The sequence below is a fragment of the Acinetobacter sp. C15 genome, from assembly GCF_013420645.1.
GTDB lineage: Bacteria > Pseudomonadota > Gammaproteobacteria > Pseudomonadales > Moraxellaceae > Acinetobacter > Acinetobacter indicus.
On the sequence record NZ_VOXR01000005.1, the window covers coordinates 109,928 to 124,666 of the forward strand.

Here is a 14,739-nt window from a genome sequence, read left to right on the forward strand (position 1 = left end):
TTAACCACGTTTGATAGAACGTGACATACCAGCAAAACGTTGTTTGAACTTGTCGATACGACCGCCAGTGTCAACGTTCTTTTGCTTACCAGTGTAGAATGGGTGGCAAGCTGAACATACGTCTAGGTAAAGAGTGTCTTTACCAACAGCTGAACGAGTTTCGATCACGTTACCACATGAACAAGTAGCAACTAATTTTTCATATTTTGGGTGAATATCGGCGCGCATCGTCGATTACTCCATAAGATTAAAGAAGGTTTTGCTGTCGTCGCAATTGATCACTCTCAAGACTGAGGAAAAAAGCTGTTTATTCGAGATAAACCGCAGACCAACACCACAACAGACCATTCTTTTGGCCCACCGAGACGGATACCGTCAGAGCTAAGCACAACAAGTTGGGGCATATTATACGTGAATCTATGCCAATATGCGAATTATTCTTTGTCCTCAATTTCAGGCTGCTTCGACCAGTAATTGGCAATAATGCCGCAGACCATCAGCTGGATTTGATGGAAAATCATGATTGGCAGCACAATCATGCCCAAAGGCTGGCCAATAAACAGAATCTGCGCCATCGGTACACCACTGGCCAGGGTTTTTTTAGAGCCGCAGAAGAAAATCGCAATCTGGTCTTCACGTTTAAAGCCCAGCCATTTCGGGATGTACAGCGCCAGCAGCATGATGATAGTCAGTAGTACCGAACAGGCCACAGTTAAAATCAGTAACGTTGTGCCACTGACTTCATTCCACAGTCCGGCCACCACGGCGCCACTAAAGGCGCCATAGACCACCATTAAAATGGTGCCCTGATCAAAGCCTTTAACCAGACTTGGGAACTTGACCAGAAATGGATAGACCCACGGCCGCAGCAATTGCCCCAGAATAAAAGGCACCAATAACAATAAGGTAATCTGAATAATGGATGAGGTCGGATCATAATCGTGCTGCGACTGGCCAAAAATAAACAGGCTGACCAGAACCGGGGTAATGAACATGCCGGCAATATTGGAAAAAGACGCGCTACAGACTGCACTGGCGACATTGCCGCGTGCAACCGAGGTAAAGGCAATAGAAGACTGCACTGTAGAGGGTAGGAAGCACATAAATAAAAAGCCCCAGTACAGCTCCTGTCCCAGCAACGGCAGTAATACGGGTTTGGCTATGAGACCTAAGACGGGAAATAACAAGAAGGTAAACGCAAACACCAGCGTATGCAGTTGCCAGTGCATGATACCTTGTACCACCGCCTCTCTGGACAGCTTTGCGCCATGTAAAAAAAACAGCACCGCAATAGCCGCCGTGGTAATAACGCCAAAGACTTCAGCGACCTGTCCAGACACCGGCACGATACTGGCCAGTATCACCATCACAATTAACAATATGGTAAAGCGATCCAATGCAAGTAGTTTTAGCATGTCTACATCCTGTGATTTTATTTTTGCATCGACATAAAAAAGCCCAGTCAGCGGGTTTTACCTCACGGTAAAGTTCCATCTTACTGGGCTGGAACAATAAAGCTAGTCTGCTGGCTTAATGTTCACTATTTTGTGGCGCTATACTACTGCGCCAACTTAGTTATTGCGGGCATTGTCATCCTGCTGGATCAGTTCGATTTTATAACCGTCCGGATCTTCCACAAAGGCAATTACGGTCACGCCGCCTTTCATTGGACCCGCTTCACGCACCACATTGCCGCCGCGCGCCTTGATTTCTTCACAGGCTTTGTAAGCATCTTCCACTGCAATGGCAATATGACCATAGCCATTGCCCAGCTCATAGCTGTCTGTATCCCAGTTATGGGTCAGTTCCAGCACGGTATGGTTGTCTTCATCACCATAGCCGACAAATGCCAGGGTAAAGCGGCCTTCTTCGTAGTCACGTTTACGGAGTAAAGTCATGCCAAGTACTTCAGTATAGAACTGCAATGACCGTTCTAAATTGCCTACACGTAACATGGTATGCAGCATGCGCATATTATTCGTCCTTTTGTTGAATTTGAGCGTGTTCATGAGCACGCAATAATTTTGCCACCCACACCACCAGAATCAGAATCGGAATTCCAAGCAGCGTGGTCATGAGGAAGAAACTCGGATAACCGATATTATTGACTATGGTACCTGAATATCCACCTAAAATTTTAGGAGTGAGGGTCATTAGCGAACTAAAGATCGCATATTGTACAGCGGTAAACGACACACTGGTTAAGCTGGACAGGAAGGCAATAAATGCCGCACCGGCCAGACCGGAGGCCAGGTTATCAATAATAATTGCCAGATAGAGCCATAAACTGCTATACGGTTTAATCACCTTACCGCGAACTTCTACCGCTGCATCAGCGTTGACATCTACCGGTGTCAGGGCCTGAATATCAATATCCAGCGCCGGATGTTGCTGTGCCAGCTGATAACCGCGGCTGGCACTGAGCGTACTGCCATCCAGCAATCGGGCCTGCACCTGAATCGTGCTATTTTGCGCTGTCTGTAACTGCTGGCCTTCAATCACGCCACTAAACAGGCCACCTTCTTCCAGCTTGGCCGGATATTCCTTGCCATCCAGAACCAAACTCAGCGGCTGTTCAGGTTGTAGCTGTGCAGCATCAAGACCACTCAACTGCCCGCGAATCACTAGACTTTGCTCGGCTTCCTGTACAGAAATCCGGTCATCCGAGGTAATCGGTAATAACTGGATTTGGGCTGTGCCGGTCTGCTGCAAATACGGCATGCTTAATTGTGCCTGATCGGACTGATTGGCGTATTGTGCCTGTACCTGAATCTGATTGGCCTGAGCCAGCACGTTGCTCGGTACCTGTACGCTCCAGTAACCGGCTTCATCGGCCTGTACCTTATATTGCTGCGCCCCGACATTCATCTGCACATCACTCAGGCTTTGCCCGGATTTGACCAGTCCAATAAAAATCAGGTTGGTCGAGCTGGCCAGCACTGCGCCCAGAAACATCAGTTTCATGATATTCATTTTTTGGGCCAGCAAACCACCCAGGAAGCCACCCACCAACGAGAAAATCACCCCGTAGACTTTGACTGCTTCAGCAATCTGTTCTTTGCTAAAGTTCAGGTCCTGATAAAACACATTGGAAATGACCCCGGCAATAATATCCGAAACCCGATAAAACCCGATCAGCAGCAGTAACACCAAAGCCAGCTTTAAACCATAGCGCTTAAAGAAATCCGCGACCGGATGCACCCAGGTTTCAAAAGCCATCTGTTTATTGACTGCACCCAGTTTGACCAGCACAGTTCCGACCAGTAAAGCCACCGCACCCGAGCCAATAAAGCGAATCGCCTCCAGCGTAAACAGCAGGAAGGAATCCTGAATACTGAGCTGGTTTTTCAGCGCATCCAGCGCCTGACCGGAATAGATATAACTCAGCACAAAACTGATCACGGCAACAAAAAACACCACCACCAGTCGATAATAATCGCTGCGTTTATATTCTTTACGGACACGCTCCACCACCGGCTCACGAATCACCAGCGTGGTACACATCCCGATCAGCATCACCGCCGCCATCACCAGATAGGTGTATTTCCAGGCCTCATAAATATAGTTGCCTTTAGCCGTGCCCAGATACGCCGCCAGAAATAAAGCGCCCGCACCAGCTACAATCATCCCGATACGATAACCGGCGTTATAGGTCGAAGCCAATACAGTTTGCATCTGGGTTTCAGCCAGCTCAATACGATAGGCATCAATCACAATATCTTGCGTGGCCGCAGCAAAACCGAGCAGCACCGCACCCACCGCCATCTGGTAGAGATGCGTCTGCCCTAAGGCCGGATCTGAAAAGGCCATAATACAGATGGCGCATATAATCAGGACCTGGGCAATTAAAAGCCAGGCCCGGCGCCGGCCCAGTTTTTGGGTTAAATATGGCACTGGTAACTCATCAATTAATGGTGCCCAGACAAACTTAAATGAATAACCCAGCGCCGCCCAGCTAAAGAAAGTTACGGCATTACGGCTAATGCCGGCTTCACCTAACCATAACGATAAACTGGAAAAAATAAGAAGAATGGGAATACCGGCCGAGAAGCCAAGAAACAGCATGATCAGCGCACGCCGATCTAAAAATGCGGTAAAGGCAGATTTCCATCCTGTAGATTGTGTTGTCATTACATTATTTTTGTCAAAAAACTGAATGTTGCTATTCAATCGTTTAATGGATTTGGTTTCAACCTGATTTATGCAAACGCCCTGTGATTTTCTGGAGAAATGCAGCGGCCTGGCTTGAAATTTTCTATTAAACCTGTATACCTTAAATCTCTATTGCAATAATTTCGTTTTGGATTTCACAGTGACGCAAAGACACGAGCACATGACCTCTTCTTTATCTGCTTCAATTACCGAACAACAAACATTAGTTTTACAACCAGAACAAACTCTTACCTCAGCCTTCGAACAAGCCGAAATTCAAACGACACTTAATAACACCCGCTTAAGCCCGGAACAGCTGACCCATATTCCGGATCTGGAAAAAATTCCGGCCTCCACCAAACGGATTAAGCCTTTAAATAATTTTCTGGGTCAGGATCGTGCCCGCGCTTCAGTAGAAGCCGGCATTGCATTGCCTTATTCCGGCTATAACATTTTTGCGGTCGGTACGGCAGGACTGGGCAAACGCACCATGATCCGGCGTTTACTGCAGCAACATGCCAAAACCATGGCCACGCCAAATGACTGGGTGTATGTCAATAATTTTAAAAACCCGCGCCAGCCCATTGCCCTGCGACTGCCGGCCGGTCAGGCACCGAAATTCCAGACCCAGCTGCATCAGAGCTGGCAGACCATTTTAAAGCAGCTGGAACGCCGTTTTAGCGCCGAAACCTATCACAACCGCATTGAACAGATTCGCCAGCAAACCGGTGATGAACAGCAACAGGCCCTCATTGAACTGACCAAAGAAGGTGAAACCCTGGATTTAAAACTGGTCTCGCGCAATGACGAGCACTGCTTTATTCCGGTACAGTTTAAAGATGATCAGCTGCAGGAAATGACCCAGGAAGATGTCAATGCCTTAAGCAGCAAAGAGCGCGCCGAAATTGCCGCCAATATGCGCTATATGGATAAAAAACTGGAACGTTTGGGTCTGCATCTGGGTGATCTAGAAGATGATGCACGAGATCGGGTTCAGGTCCTGAATCGTGACATTGCCAAACAGGTGGTGATGCCGCGGATTGATTTATTACTGAATAAATTTTCAGAGGTTCAAGGGCTTGAAGACTATCTGAAATACTATGCCGAAGACATTATCAACAATGTTGAAATGGTGCTGGAACAGGAAGAAGATGACTTCACTCCGGCGGTGTTTAGCCGGGTGCCAGCACGTTATCAGGCCAATATTGTTGTTACGCATAAGCCGAACTCGGGTGCGCCGGTGATCTTTGAAGATTTCCCGACCCACTACAACCTGCTCGGTCATGTGGAACAGATGACCCAGAACGGCACCATCACCACTGACTTCACCTTAATCCGTTCCGGTGCCTTACATCGTGCCAATGGCGGTTTTTTAATTCTGGAAGCCGAACAGTTACTGGAACAGCCTTATGCCTGGCAAGGGCTGAAACGTGCCTTGAAATCGGGCCAGCTAAAACTGTCCTCACTGGAACATATGCTGACTTTAACCGGCAGTATTTCGATTGAACCGGAATCAATTCCCCTGACCTTAAAGGTCATTCTGCTGGCCGAGCCGGAAATCTATTATGAAATTCTGGAAGTCGAACCGGAGCTGGGCAGCGTCTTTAAAATCCGTGCCGACTTCACCGATACATTACAACGTAATGACACCAATGAGCAGGCTTATATGCAGCTGATTGCTGATTATGTTCAGGCTGATAAACTGCTGCCCTTTGACCGCTCTGCCCTGGCTGCGCTGTTAACCGACTCGAGTCGTCTGGCCGAAGACCAAAGCTCGTTGTCCTTACATGCGCTAACGCTAGGTGATCTGATTCGGGAATCACATCATCATGCGGTACAAGCCGACAAAAAGATGGTGTCAGAAGAACATATCAACATGGCGCTGGATCATCGTAAATATCGCTTAGGCTATTTGCGTGAACTGTACTGGCAGGACCTGTCGCGCGGCACCCAGCTGATTGAAACCAAGGGTCATCGTCTGGGTCAGATCAATGCCCTGTCCGTAATTCATTATGCCGATGTCGAATTTGGTCTGCCTTCGCGCCTGACGGCATCGGTCTATCAGGGCGGCGGCGATATTCTGGATATTGAACGCAGTGTTGAATTGGGCGGTTCGCTACATGCCAAAGGCGTGCTGTTAATGTCCAGCTTCCTGAAAGCCCATTTTGGCCGCGAACAGATTCTGCACTTCTCTGCCGCGCTGGCCTTTGAGCAGAGCTATGGTCAGGTCGATGGTGATAGCGCCACCGTTGCGGAACTGTCTGCCCTAATTTCAGCGATCAGCCAGTTACCGATTGATCAGTCCTGGGCCATTACCGGTTCCATGAACCAGCTGGGTCAGGTACAACCTGTTGGCGGCGTCAATGCCAAAATTGAAGGCTTCTATGATGCCTGTAAATTACAGGGCCTGACCGGCAAGCAAGGCGTGATTATTCCACGTCAAAACATGCAGCATCTCATGCTGCGTAAAGATGTGATTGAAGCGGTGCAAAAAGGCGAATTCCATATTCATGCCATTGATGTGATTGATCAGGCGCTGGAAATTCTGATGGCGCGTCCGGTCGGAAAACTGGACAAAAAAGGCCGTTATAGCAAAGGCTCGATTTATGACATGGTGATGGCGCAGCTGGAATACTGGCAAGCCATTGAAGATGGTGCAGAAATTGAAGAGGAAGAGCCAAAGAAAAAGAAAAAAGCCAAGAAAGAAAAAAAGGCCAAGAAAAAAGATCAACCGGCTGAAACAGCAATTGAGGCCATTCCGGTGGAAGATGCCCGTAACCAGACTGGCTCATAATGGCCGGTCTGAAAAAGCAAAAAAGCGCCGAAAGGCGCTTTTTTTATACGACTGAATTAAGCTTCAGGCGCTGGGCTGTACTGTTCAACCAAAGGCTGTAACTCACCTTTTTGGAACATATCCAGCATAATATCGCTACCACCAATTAACTCGCCATTGATCCACAATTGCGGGAAAGTTGGCCAGTTGGCAATTTTCGGCAAAGTTGCACGAATATCCTGGTTTTCAAGAATATTCACATAGGCAAATGGACGACCAATTTGACTGAGCGCTTCTACTGCACGAGCTGAGAAACCACATTGTGGGAATTGCGGTGTGCCTTTCATGTAAAGAAGAACTGCATGTTTAGCAATTTGGTCACGAATTAACGCTTCGGTATCGCGTGCTTGTTCAGTCATTGATAAATCCTCAACTAATCTGTTTTGCATTATACCGAAAACACAGCAAAACAGTATGCTTAAAGCAATATTTCCATTTTTATTTACATTTACACTTTCAATCGGGGGCAGATTTTGCTTATATAAGTTTTTTCCTTTCTTTCTTACAGATAAGAGTTAGTCATGAACAACGTTACCCTTGCCCCTGTGCAAACTGATCAACCGTCTCATTTGATGCCCGTCTTCGGCCGTCAGCCGATCAGCTTTGTCCGCGGCCGAGGCGCTTATCTGTACACTGAAGATGGCACCGAATATCTGGATGCCCTGACCGGTATTGCAGTCTGTGGTTTAGGTCATGCTCATCCGGAAATTGCTGCTGCCATCGCGGATCAGGCCGCGACCCTGATTCATACCAGCAACCTGTTTGAAGTGCCTTGGCAAACTGCCGCTGCACAAAAACTGGCAGAAGTCGCTGGTATGGAAGAAGTCTTCTTCTCTAACAGTGGTGCAGAATCGAATGAAGGTGCCATTAAAATTGCACGTAAATTTGGTTATTTACAAGGCATTGCCAATCCGAAAATTATTGTCGCCGATCAGTCGTTCCACGGCCGTACCCTGGCAACCCTATCTGCCACCGGCAATAAAAAAGTCCAGGAAGGTTTTGCACCGCTGGTAGAAGGTTTTATCCGTGTACCGTTTGGTGATGTTGAAGCCATTGAAGAAGCCGCCATTCAGTATCCGGACATCGTCGCGATTCTGGTTGAGCCAATTCAGGGCGAAGGCGGTGTTAATACCGCGCCTCAAGGCTTTAGCTACCTAGAAGATATCCGCCGCATCTGTAACCAGCACAACTGGCTGATGATGCTGGATGAAGTGCAAACTGGTAACGGCCGTACCGGTAAATATTTTGCCTATCAGCACACCAATATTGTGCCAGATGTCTTAACCACTGCCAAAGGCCTGGGCAATGGCTTCCCGATTGGTGCAGTGATGACCCAAGGTCGCGGTGTGGGTGTACTCACTGCCGGTAACCATGGTTCAACCTACAGTGGTACTGCCCTGGGTTCACGTGTGGTTTATACCGTGATTGATATTATCCAGAAAGAAAATCTGGTCGAGAATGCCGCAAAAATGGGTAGCTATATTGTTGAGCAGCTACGCAACCAGCTGGCTGACCAGAATGTTAGCGTGCGTGGTTTTGGCCTGATGATCGGGATTGAATTACCTAAAGCCTGCGCAGAACTGGTGGATATTGCCCGTGATGAATACAAACTGATTGTCAATGTGACCGCCGGCTCCGTAGTGCGTTTACTGCCAACCTTGAACATTAGCCAGGAACAGGCCGATCAGCTGGTTGAACGTCTGGTGAAAATGATCAAAACGTTCCTGGCTTAAGCCGCATGTTGATCTCAACAGATCTCAATCTGCATAAAAAAGCCGCATGATGCGGCTTTTTTAATTTCTGAATTGTTATATTTTATGAGGCTTCCTGGTAAATTCTGCCGCCAGGTAACTGACAAAAATACTGTTTTAAAGCATCCAGACAACGATGCACTTTCATTGGCTGCTGCTCACGTTTTGGCGTAATTGCATACAATGTAAAGGTCGGCAATTTCCATTCAGGTAATACTTCGACCAAAGAACCGTTAATTAAATCTTTTTGTACATCTAGATATAAAAGTCTCGCGATTCCGTGCCCTTGTAAACATAATGATTTGGCAATCAGAACATTATTTGTGGTGAGGCGAGAGCTCATGTCCAGTCCGACCACTTCACCCGTACTGGCGTGATGAAATGAAAAACTGGCATAATTTTTCATCAAATTTACTGGAATCAGGTCATGATTTTTTAAATCTTCAGGACGTGACACCGGTGTGGTCTGGTTCAGATAACTTGGTGATGCCACCAGAACCTGCTCAACGCGCGCCAGTGGCACTACATTCAGCTGACTATCTTCAATTTTTGAACTCATGCGCAAAGCAATATCAATCCGACCTTCAATCAGGTCAATAAACTGATTGTCCGCTTCGACATGTATGGCCAAGCCACGATGGGCTGACATCCAGTGCGACAATGCCGGAATGACATGATTCGCACCCAGTTCCGGGGTGGTTGCGATACGCAAATCACCTACCAGGTCATCGCGTAATTCATTAATGCGTATTTTACCACGCTCCGCAGCGGCGAGCATTTCCTGACAGCTGTGGAAAAAAGCTTGTCCAGCTTCAGTCAAACTCAGTTTTCGGGTGGAACGGTGTAACAGCGTTACTTCCATTTCATTTTCCAAAGAACGAATTTGCTGACTTACAGCACTTGTGGTGATACCGAGTTCACGCGCAGCGCCACTAAACGAGCTTTTTTCAACAACACAAGCAAATACACCCATTGCTCGAAGTTGATCTAACATAAATTTCCCTCTGAACTTATGAGATGCTCCTACCTTTGATAAAAGCAACTCATTGTATTATACGGTGAAATTTACGTTTTGCACTTAAAAAAATTAATTTATTGGTAGAACATTAGTCGGGTTGATCGGCTTGCCATCAAGGCGGACCTGGAATTCCAGCATGGTGCGGGTGGTGCCCGATGAGCCCATTTCGGCAATTTTCTGCCCTGCTGCTACATTTTGTCCACTATTCACGTTAAGTTTACTGTTGTGTGCATAAGCGGTGATATAGCCATTAATATGCTTAATTAACACCAGGTTACCGTATTCTTTCAGGCCATCTGCGGCATACACCACCTGCCCGTCTGCAGCTGCAAAGACCGGATCACCCACATTGCCGCCATAACGAATCCCTTTCACATTCGACGCTAAATTAAAGTTTTCAATTACTGCACCATTGGATGGTTTCACCCAGCGTAAAGAACCTACGGTAGAACTCACTGTCGGCGCCGGAGTAGTGGTTCGTGGTGTGGTTGTGGTCGTCGTGGTCACCGGTGCGGTCGGTGCTGGCGTAGTTTTTGGAATAGCAATGGTCTGACGCTGGATTGGTGCTGGCTGCGTTACCGGACGCGTTGTGGTGGTACGCGGTGCACTGCCACTTTTCAGACGAATTGACTGGCCCACATAAATCCGGTACGGCGCGGCAATATCGTTCATTTCCGCAATACTGAGATAACTTAAACCATAACGTGCTGCAATGCCGCTTAAAGTATCACCTGAGCGTACAGTATAGAAATTTGGCGCAGCCGCATAACGTGCAGAATTATGTACTTGAGGTTTAGACGCACAGCCACTGATGATGAGCGTAGAAATAACGGCTGTAGATACAAATAAAGTTTTCAACAATGTTGTCGGTGCTGCAAATAAACGACCGTGTGACACCAAAGGCATTAATCTTCCTCTCTACATCTTAAATGTAATTATTGAACTGCGCTAAGATTAACAAAAAAGCACCGAAAAAGAGTTTCAGACGGTACTTTTTCACAAAGTTATAACATTCTTTACAGGGCTGGACTCAAGCTGTCATGCAGATGCCCCAGAATATCGTAATTGGTCGCATCCATCTGAATTGGGGTGATGCTGACATAGCCATTGGCCACAGCAAAGAAATCCGACTGGATTTCACCCACATCTTTACGCGGGTCTGCAACGGCTTCTCCGGCCAGTCCAATCCAGTACACCTGGCGACCGCGCGGATCGACATGGCTGGTAATCGGTTTAGATTGACTGCGACGGCCCTGATAGGTAATTTTTGCGCCTTTTAATTCCGCCACATCTGGAATATTAATATTCAAAATGTGGCGTGGCGGCAAGGTTGGCAAGCCGTTGGCAATAAAATCATGCACCCACTGCGCGGCAACTGCATAATCGGCCGGATGCTGATAAGCTCGGACATTAGGGCCAGCCAGTGATACAGCTATGGCCGGCTGCGTCATTAAACGCCCTTCAAAAGCAGCACCAACGGTACCTGAATACAGTACATCATCACCCAGATTGGCGCCGCTGTTAATCCCGCTCACCACAAGATCAAATTCAAAATCAAACAGGCCATTCATAGATAAATAGACACAGTCTGCCGGAGTGCCATTCACCGCCCAGATATCTTCAGCAATCGGAATTGGACGTAAAGGACGATCTAAGGTCAAGGCACTGGAAAACCCGCTACGCTCACTTTCTGGCGCGACAATCACCACACGGCCCAAAGGTTTTAATGCGTGTGCAAGCGCCTGGATCCCTGGCGCAAAAACGCCATCATCATTGGCAATTAAGATATTCACAAATTTACTCTTCAAATTAAATAAATGACCGGTCAGCACATTTCATTGAAATATAATGAGAAGTATATATATTTAGTGTCGAACTTCCATCAATAAAAAGTGTGTATAACATGATTCGTCGCTTATCTGTACGTCGTTTACTGGGGCTTGGTTTTGCGGTAATTCTCTCTCAAGCGGTCAATGCTGAAGGCTTGACGGTAGAAGAAGCCAATACCATTGTGAAAGAAGACATTGCTGCCGCTCAGGTGATGGCTGAGGTTTGTCCGGCCATTATTGGCAAAAACGCCAAACTGGATAGCAATATTCAGGCTTTAATTGAAACTTACCTGGCAGACTTAAAAGGTCAGACTTTAAGCTACAGCGCACTGCAGGCTGATGCTGAATATAAGAATATTCTGATTGAAGCACGTGATGCTGCTAAAGAAACCACGGCAGATGAACAGAAAACTGTTTGTCAGGATGCTGCTGCAATCGAACTTTAGGTTTGTACTGACGCACCATCTTCACATCAAGAGTAATCAGCATAGGTTGATTGCTCTTTTTTATTGCATTTCTGATTTGGCTTTTTAATTTTGGTTGTGTGTCAGCCTGCTCAGATACACTTCTTTTCTTTTCATTCTGTCAAAAATCATTAAGCTTATGGGCATGTGGTATTTTTAAGTTTTAGGTCTATTTTTTTATGTACACTTCCCAATTAAAAACGAAATCTTTGCAACTTCTGGCTGGTATCGCCATTACTTTGGGTTTGGGGCAAACCGCACTGGCACAGAATGAAAATATTGAAGTCACACCACTTCAAAAAGTCACCCAGCAGGAACTGGCAGCCATTTATGTATTATCTGAAGTGTGCCCAGCGTTAATTCAGGACAAAGACCAGACTAAATTTAATCAGGGCTATGCCAAACTGGCCAAAGAATATATGCCGGCAGAAAAAGATCCGGTTGCAGCTTTACAAGCCCTAAGCAAGCAAAAAAGTTTTAAGCCGATGCTGGTTGAAGCACAGGCCGATGCCAAAAAAGCGGGAAGCCAGAAAAATAAGGCCATTTGCCAGGAATTGACCGCGTACAGCAAATAAAACTATTTGGTTACAATACTTTTTCCGATAAGCCGATTTCTCCCATAGAAGTCGGCTTTGCTTTATCCTAAAATGCTAGCCTCTTTTGTGCATATATCAAGTATTGGAACACCTAGAATGACTCGAAAAAGCGCCCTTGCTGCCTTACTCCTCCTACCAAGCTTTTCTTATGCAGCAACTGTTTTATCCAATCCGCCAGAACTCAACAATAAATCTTATCTTTTAATGGATTATGAAACAGGGCAAATTCTTGCATCGAAAAATGAAAATGAAAAACTTGCCCCGGCCTCAATGACCAAAATGATGACCAGTTTCATCATTGAACAAAAACTATTGAAGGGCGAGCTCACGGAAGATGAAAAAGTTCGTATGAACGAATCTGCATGGTGTCGTGGTAGTAGCACAGAATCATGTATGTATGTTCCGCTGAATGGCACTGCAACTGTACTTGAAATGCTGCGTGGAATTATTGTTCAGTCTGGTAATGATGCCTCTAAAGCCATGGCGGAACATATTGCCGGCAATGAAGGCACCTTCGCGCACATGATGAACGAAGAAGCCAAAAAAATTGGCATGACCAATACCCAGTTTATTAACTCGACCGGTATGCCAGCAGACGGCCATTATTCAACAGCCAAAGATATGGCAACCTTGGCCCAGCACATCATTAAAGACAGTTCTAAATACTATCCGATTTATTCAGAAAAAGAATTTACCTTTAATGGCATCCGTCAAGGCAACCGTAATGCCCTGCTCTATACAGACCCAAGTGTTGATGGTTTAAAAACCGGTCATACCAATGAAGCCGGCTACTGTTTAACGACTTCTGCAAAACGTGGCCCAACGCGTCTGATTTCTGTGATTTTTGGCGCGCCAACCATGCAGGAACGTGCGACACAAACACGTGAATTGCTGGCTTGGGGTTATGCCAACTTTGAAACCAAAAATGTACAGCCTGCAAATCAGGTCCTGGCCAAATCTAAAGTCTGGTTTGGTCAGTCGGATGAAGTACAAATTGGTCTGGCTGAAAACTTTAATGTGACCATGCCTAAAGGCAAAGCCAATGAAATTAAAACGCAATTGGTGGTTCAGCCAAAATTGACTGCGCCGCTACAAAAAGGCCAGGTCATTGGTAAATATGTCGCAAGCTTAGATGGTAAAGTAATTGCTGAAAAACCACTGGTGGCTTTAAACGCAGTTGAAGAAGCTGGCTTCTTCTCGCGCCTCATTGACCATATCAAGCAGTTCTTTAGCAACCTGTTCTAAGTTTAAAGCACGACTTTAGACTTAAGTGAAGGCACTCATTCAGCGAATGGGTGCTTTTTCTTTTATACTATTGTCTTGATCATTCCACTTTTACGAGCAGATCACTATGAGTCAGAACATTCGTCCTTATTTAGATACCCATCCACAGATTGATGATTCCTGTTATATCGACCCGATGGGCGTGGTCATTGGTGATGTGGTTCTCGGCGAAAATGTCTCGGTTTGGCCGTTTGCCGTAATTCGCGGGGATGTGAATTCTATTCGTATTGGTAAAAACTCCAATGTGCAAGATCATGCTATGCTGCATGTCAGCCATAAAAATTCCGATAAACCGGATGGCTCACCGCTAATTATTGGTGAAGATGTTACCATTGGCCATCATGTGACCTTGCATGGCTGCACAATTGGCAACCGTGTTCTGGTCGGAATTAACACCATTATTCTGGATGATGTCATTGTTGAAGATGATGTGATGATTGGCGCGGGTTCTCTGGTACCACCACGCAAGCGTTTAGAAAGTGGTTATTTATATGTTGGCAGTCCGGTACAAAAAGTACGCCCGCTAACCGATAAAGAAAAAGCGTTTTTGCCGTATTCAGCGCAAAATTATGTGAAGGTGTCGGGGGATTATAACTAAACTTCTAAGGTACTTTATATATAATGGTAATCCTCCCATAAATAACCGAAGTTAAAAGTAGAGGTTAAGCAGCCATTAGAGGTGGCCTTCCTTTGTTTGCTTGGTGTGGTCTTTCATAGTTGTAATGCCACAGCCAACTCGTTGCATAATCTTGTACTTCTTCCAGTGTGTCAAATAGATGCTTGCTTAGCCAGCTATAACGTATAGTCCGATT

At 46.3% G+C, this 14,739-nt stretch carries 15 protein-coding genes; 6 read left to right on the forward strand and 9 right to left on the reverse strand.

Translation table 11 applies throughout. The annotated features are described in order from the left end of the window. The 4 genes from rpmE to FTT63_RS03670 all read right to left on the reverse strand — a co-directional run bounded on the left by rpmE (nt 1) and on the right by FTT63_RS03670 (nt 4,131). Complete coding sequence (gene rpmE / locus FTT63_RS03655; protein ID WP_005176824.1) at nt 1-228, reverse strand: 50S ribosomal protein L31; 228 nt, start codon at nt 226-228, stop codon at nt 1-3. A 206-nt stretch (nt 229-434) separates the two neighbouring features. After that, a complete protein-coding gene (locus FTT63_RS03660) occupies nt 435-1,415 on the reverse strand; it encodes a bile acid:sodium symporter family protein (protein WP_104489709.1) in 981 nt (326 codons plus the stop codon). 156 nt (nt 1,416-1,571) lie between these two features. Then, complete coding sequence (gene gloA / locus FTT63_RS03665) at nt 1,572-1,973, reverse strand: lactoylglutathione lyase (protein WP_005176820.1); 402 nt, start codon at nt 1,971-1,973, stop codon at nt 1,572-1,574. Nucleotide 1,974: 1 nt separating this feature from the next. After that, entirely contained in the window at nt 1,975-4,131 is a 2,157-nt protein-coding gene (locus FTT63_RS03670; protein WP_180191994.1) for an MFS transporter, read from the reverse strand. Between the two features lie 202 nt (nt 4,132-4,333). Here FTT63_RS03670 and FTT63_RS03675 point away from each other — a divergent pair, with 202 nt between their 5' ends. Then, on the forward strand, nt 4,334-6,946 hold the full coding sequence (locus FTT63_RS03675; RefSeq protein WP_218953989.1) for a Lon protease family protein: 2,613 nt from the start codon (nt 4,334-4,336) through the stop codon (nt 6,944-6,946). Between the two features lie 56 nt (nt 6,947-7,002). On the opposite strand, the gene grxD is transcribed toward FTT63_RS03675, so the two are convergent. After that, the gene (gene grxD / locus FTT63_RS03680) at nt 7,003-7,344 is read right to left on the reverse strand and encodes a Grx4 family monothiol glutaredoxin (RefSeq protein WP_005176812.1); all 342 of its coding nucleotides are present in this window, start codon (nt 7,342-7,344) and stop codon (nt 7,003-7,005) included. 162 nt (nt 7,345-7,506) lie between these two features. Between grxD and FTT63_RS03685 the strand changes: the two genes are divergently transcribed. Beyond that, on the forward strand, nt 7,507-8,718 hold the full coding sequence (locus FTT63_RS03685; RefSeq protein ID WP_005176809.1) for an aspartate aminotransferase family protein: 1,212 nt from the start codon (nt 7,507-7,509) through the stop codon (nt 8,716-8,718). Nucleotides 8,719-8,800: 82 nt separating this feature from the next. Here FTT63_RS03685 and FTT63_RS03690 read toward each other — a convergent pair whose 3' ends face one another. From FTT63_RS03690 to surE, 3 genes are all read right to left on the reverse strand, one after another. Continuing rightward, complete coding sequence (locus tag FTT63_RS03690; protein WP_005176807.1) at nt 8,801-9,730, reverse strand: LysR family transcriptional regulator; 930 nt, start codon at nt 9,728-9,730, stop codon at nt 8,801-8,803. A 93-nt stretch (nt 9,731-9,823) separates the two neighbouring features. After that, nucleotides 9,824-10,660: a peptidoglycan DD-metalloendopeptidase family protein gene (locus FTT63_RS03695; RefSeq protein ID WP_016658404.1), complete on the reverse strand. Its 837-nt coding sequence runs from the start codon at nt 10,658-10,660 to the stop codon at nt 9,824-9,826. Nucleotides 10,661-10,770: 110 nt separating this feature from the next. Next, on the reverse strand, nt 10,771-11,547 hold the full coding sequence (gene surE, locus FTT63_RS03700) for a 5'/3'-nucleotidase SurE (protein WP_075174788.1): 777 nt from the start codon (nt 11,545-11,547) through the stop codon (nt 10,771-10,773). A 110-nt stretch (nt 11,548-11,657) separates the two neighbouring features. On the opposite strand from surE, the gene FTT63_RS03705 reads away from it, so the two are divergent. The 4 genes from FTT63_RS03705 (at nt 11,658) to FTT63_RS03720 (ending at nt 14,525) form a co-directional block, all read left to right on the forward strand. After that, nucleotides 11,658-12,029 carry an MCR_0457 family protein gene (locus FTT63_RS03705; protein ID WP_005176804.1) on the forward strand — a complete coding sequence of 124 codons (372 nt, stop codon included), beginning with the start codon at nt 11,658-11,660 and terminating at the stop codon, nt 12,027-12,029. 197 nt (nt 12,030-12,226) lie between these two features. After that, nucleotides 12,227-12,622 (forward strand): MCR_0457 family protein, encoded by a 396-nt coding sequence (locus tag FTT63_RS03710; protein WP_016658407.1) that lies wholly within the window; start codon nt 12,227-12,229, stop codon nt 12,620-12,622. A 117-nt stretch (nt 12,623-12,739) separates the two neighbouring features. Then, nucleotides 12,740-13,888, forward strand: a complete 1,149-nt coding sequence (gene dacC / locus FTT63_RS03715; RefSeq protein ID WP_127799271.1) for a D-alanyl-D-alanine carboxypeptidase PBP5/6 — start codon at nt 12,740-12,742, stop codon at nt 13,886-13,888. 106 nt (nt 13,889-13,994) lie between these two features. After that, a complete protein-coding gene (locus tag FTT63_RS03720) occupies nt 13,995-14,525 on the forward strand; it encodes a gamma carbonic anhydrase family protein (RefSeq protein WP_127799273.1) in 531 nt (176 codons plus the stop codon). A 64-nt stretch (nt 14,526-14,589) separates the two neighbouring features. On the opposite strand, the gene FTT63_RS03725 is transcribed toward FTT63_RS03720, so the two are convergent. Continuing rightward, the coding region (locus tag FTT63_RS03725) for an integrase core domain-containing protein (RefSeq protein WP_180088953.1) at nt 14,590-14,739 on the reverse strand (150 nt) is incomplete at its 5' end.

Coding starts and splice junctions, on each gene's coding strand:
- FTT63_RS03685 (WP_005176809.1), top strand. CDS start 7,507: ATGAACAACGTTACCCTTGCCCCTGTGCAAACTGATCAACCGTCTCAT.
- gloA (WP_005176820.1), bottom strand. CDS start 1,973: ATGCGCATGCTGCATACCATGTTACGTGTAGGCAATTTAGAACGGTCA.
- FTT63_RS03705 (WP_005176804.1), top strand. CDS start 11,658: ATGATTCGTCGCTTATCTGTACGTCGTTTACTGGGGCTTGGTTTTGCG.
- FTT63_RS03710 (WP_016658407.1), top strand. CDS start 12,227: ATGTACACTTCCCAATTAAAAACGAAATCTTTGCAACTTCTGGCTGGT.
- grxD (WP_005176812.1), bottom strand. CDS start 7,344: ATGACTGAACAAGCACGCGATACCGAAGCGTTAATTCGTGACCAAATT.
- rpmE (WP_005176824.1), bottom strand. CDS start 228: ATGCGCGCCGATATTCACCCAAAATATGAAAAATTAGTTGCTACTTGT.
- FTT63_RS03670 (WP_180191994.1), bottom strand. CDS start 4,131: ATGACAACACAATCTACAGGATGGAAATCTGCCTTTACCGCATTTTTA.
- FTT63_RS03675 (WP_218953989.1), top strand. CDS start 4,334: ATGACCTCTTCTTTATCTGCTTCAATTACCGAACAACAAACATTAGTT.
- FTT63_RS03695 (WP_016658404.1), bottom strand. CDS start 10,660: ATGCCTTTGGTGTCACACGGTCGTTTATTTGCAGCACCGACAACATTG.
- FTT63_RS03690 (WP_005176807.1), bottom strand. CDS start 9,730: ATGTTAGATCAACTTCGAGCAATGGGTGTATTTGCTTGTGTTGTTGAA.
- FTT63_RS03720 (WP_127799273.1), top strand. CDS start 13,995: ATGAGTCAGAACATTCGTCCTTATTTAGATACCCATCCACAGATTGAT.
- FTT63_RS03660 (WP_104489709.1), bottom strand. CDS start 1,415: ATGCTAAAACTACTTGCATTGGATCGCTTTACCATATTGTTAATTGTG.
- dacC (WP_127799271.1), top strand. CDS start 12,740: ATGACTCGAAAAAGCGCCCTTGCTGCCTTACTCCTCCTACCAAGCTTT.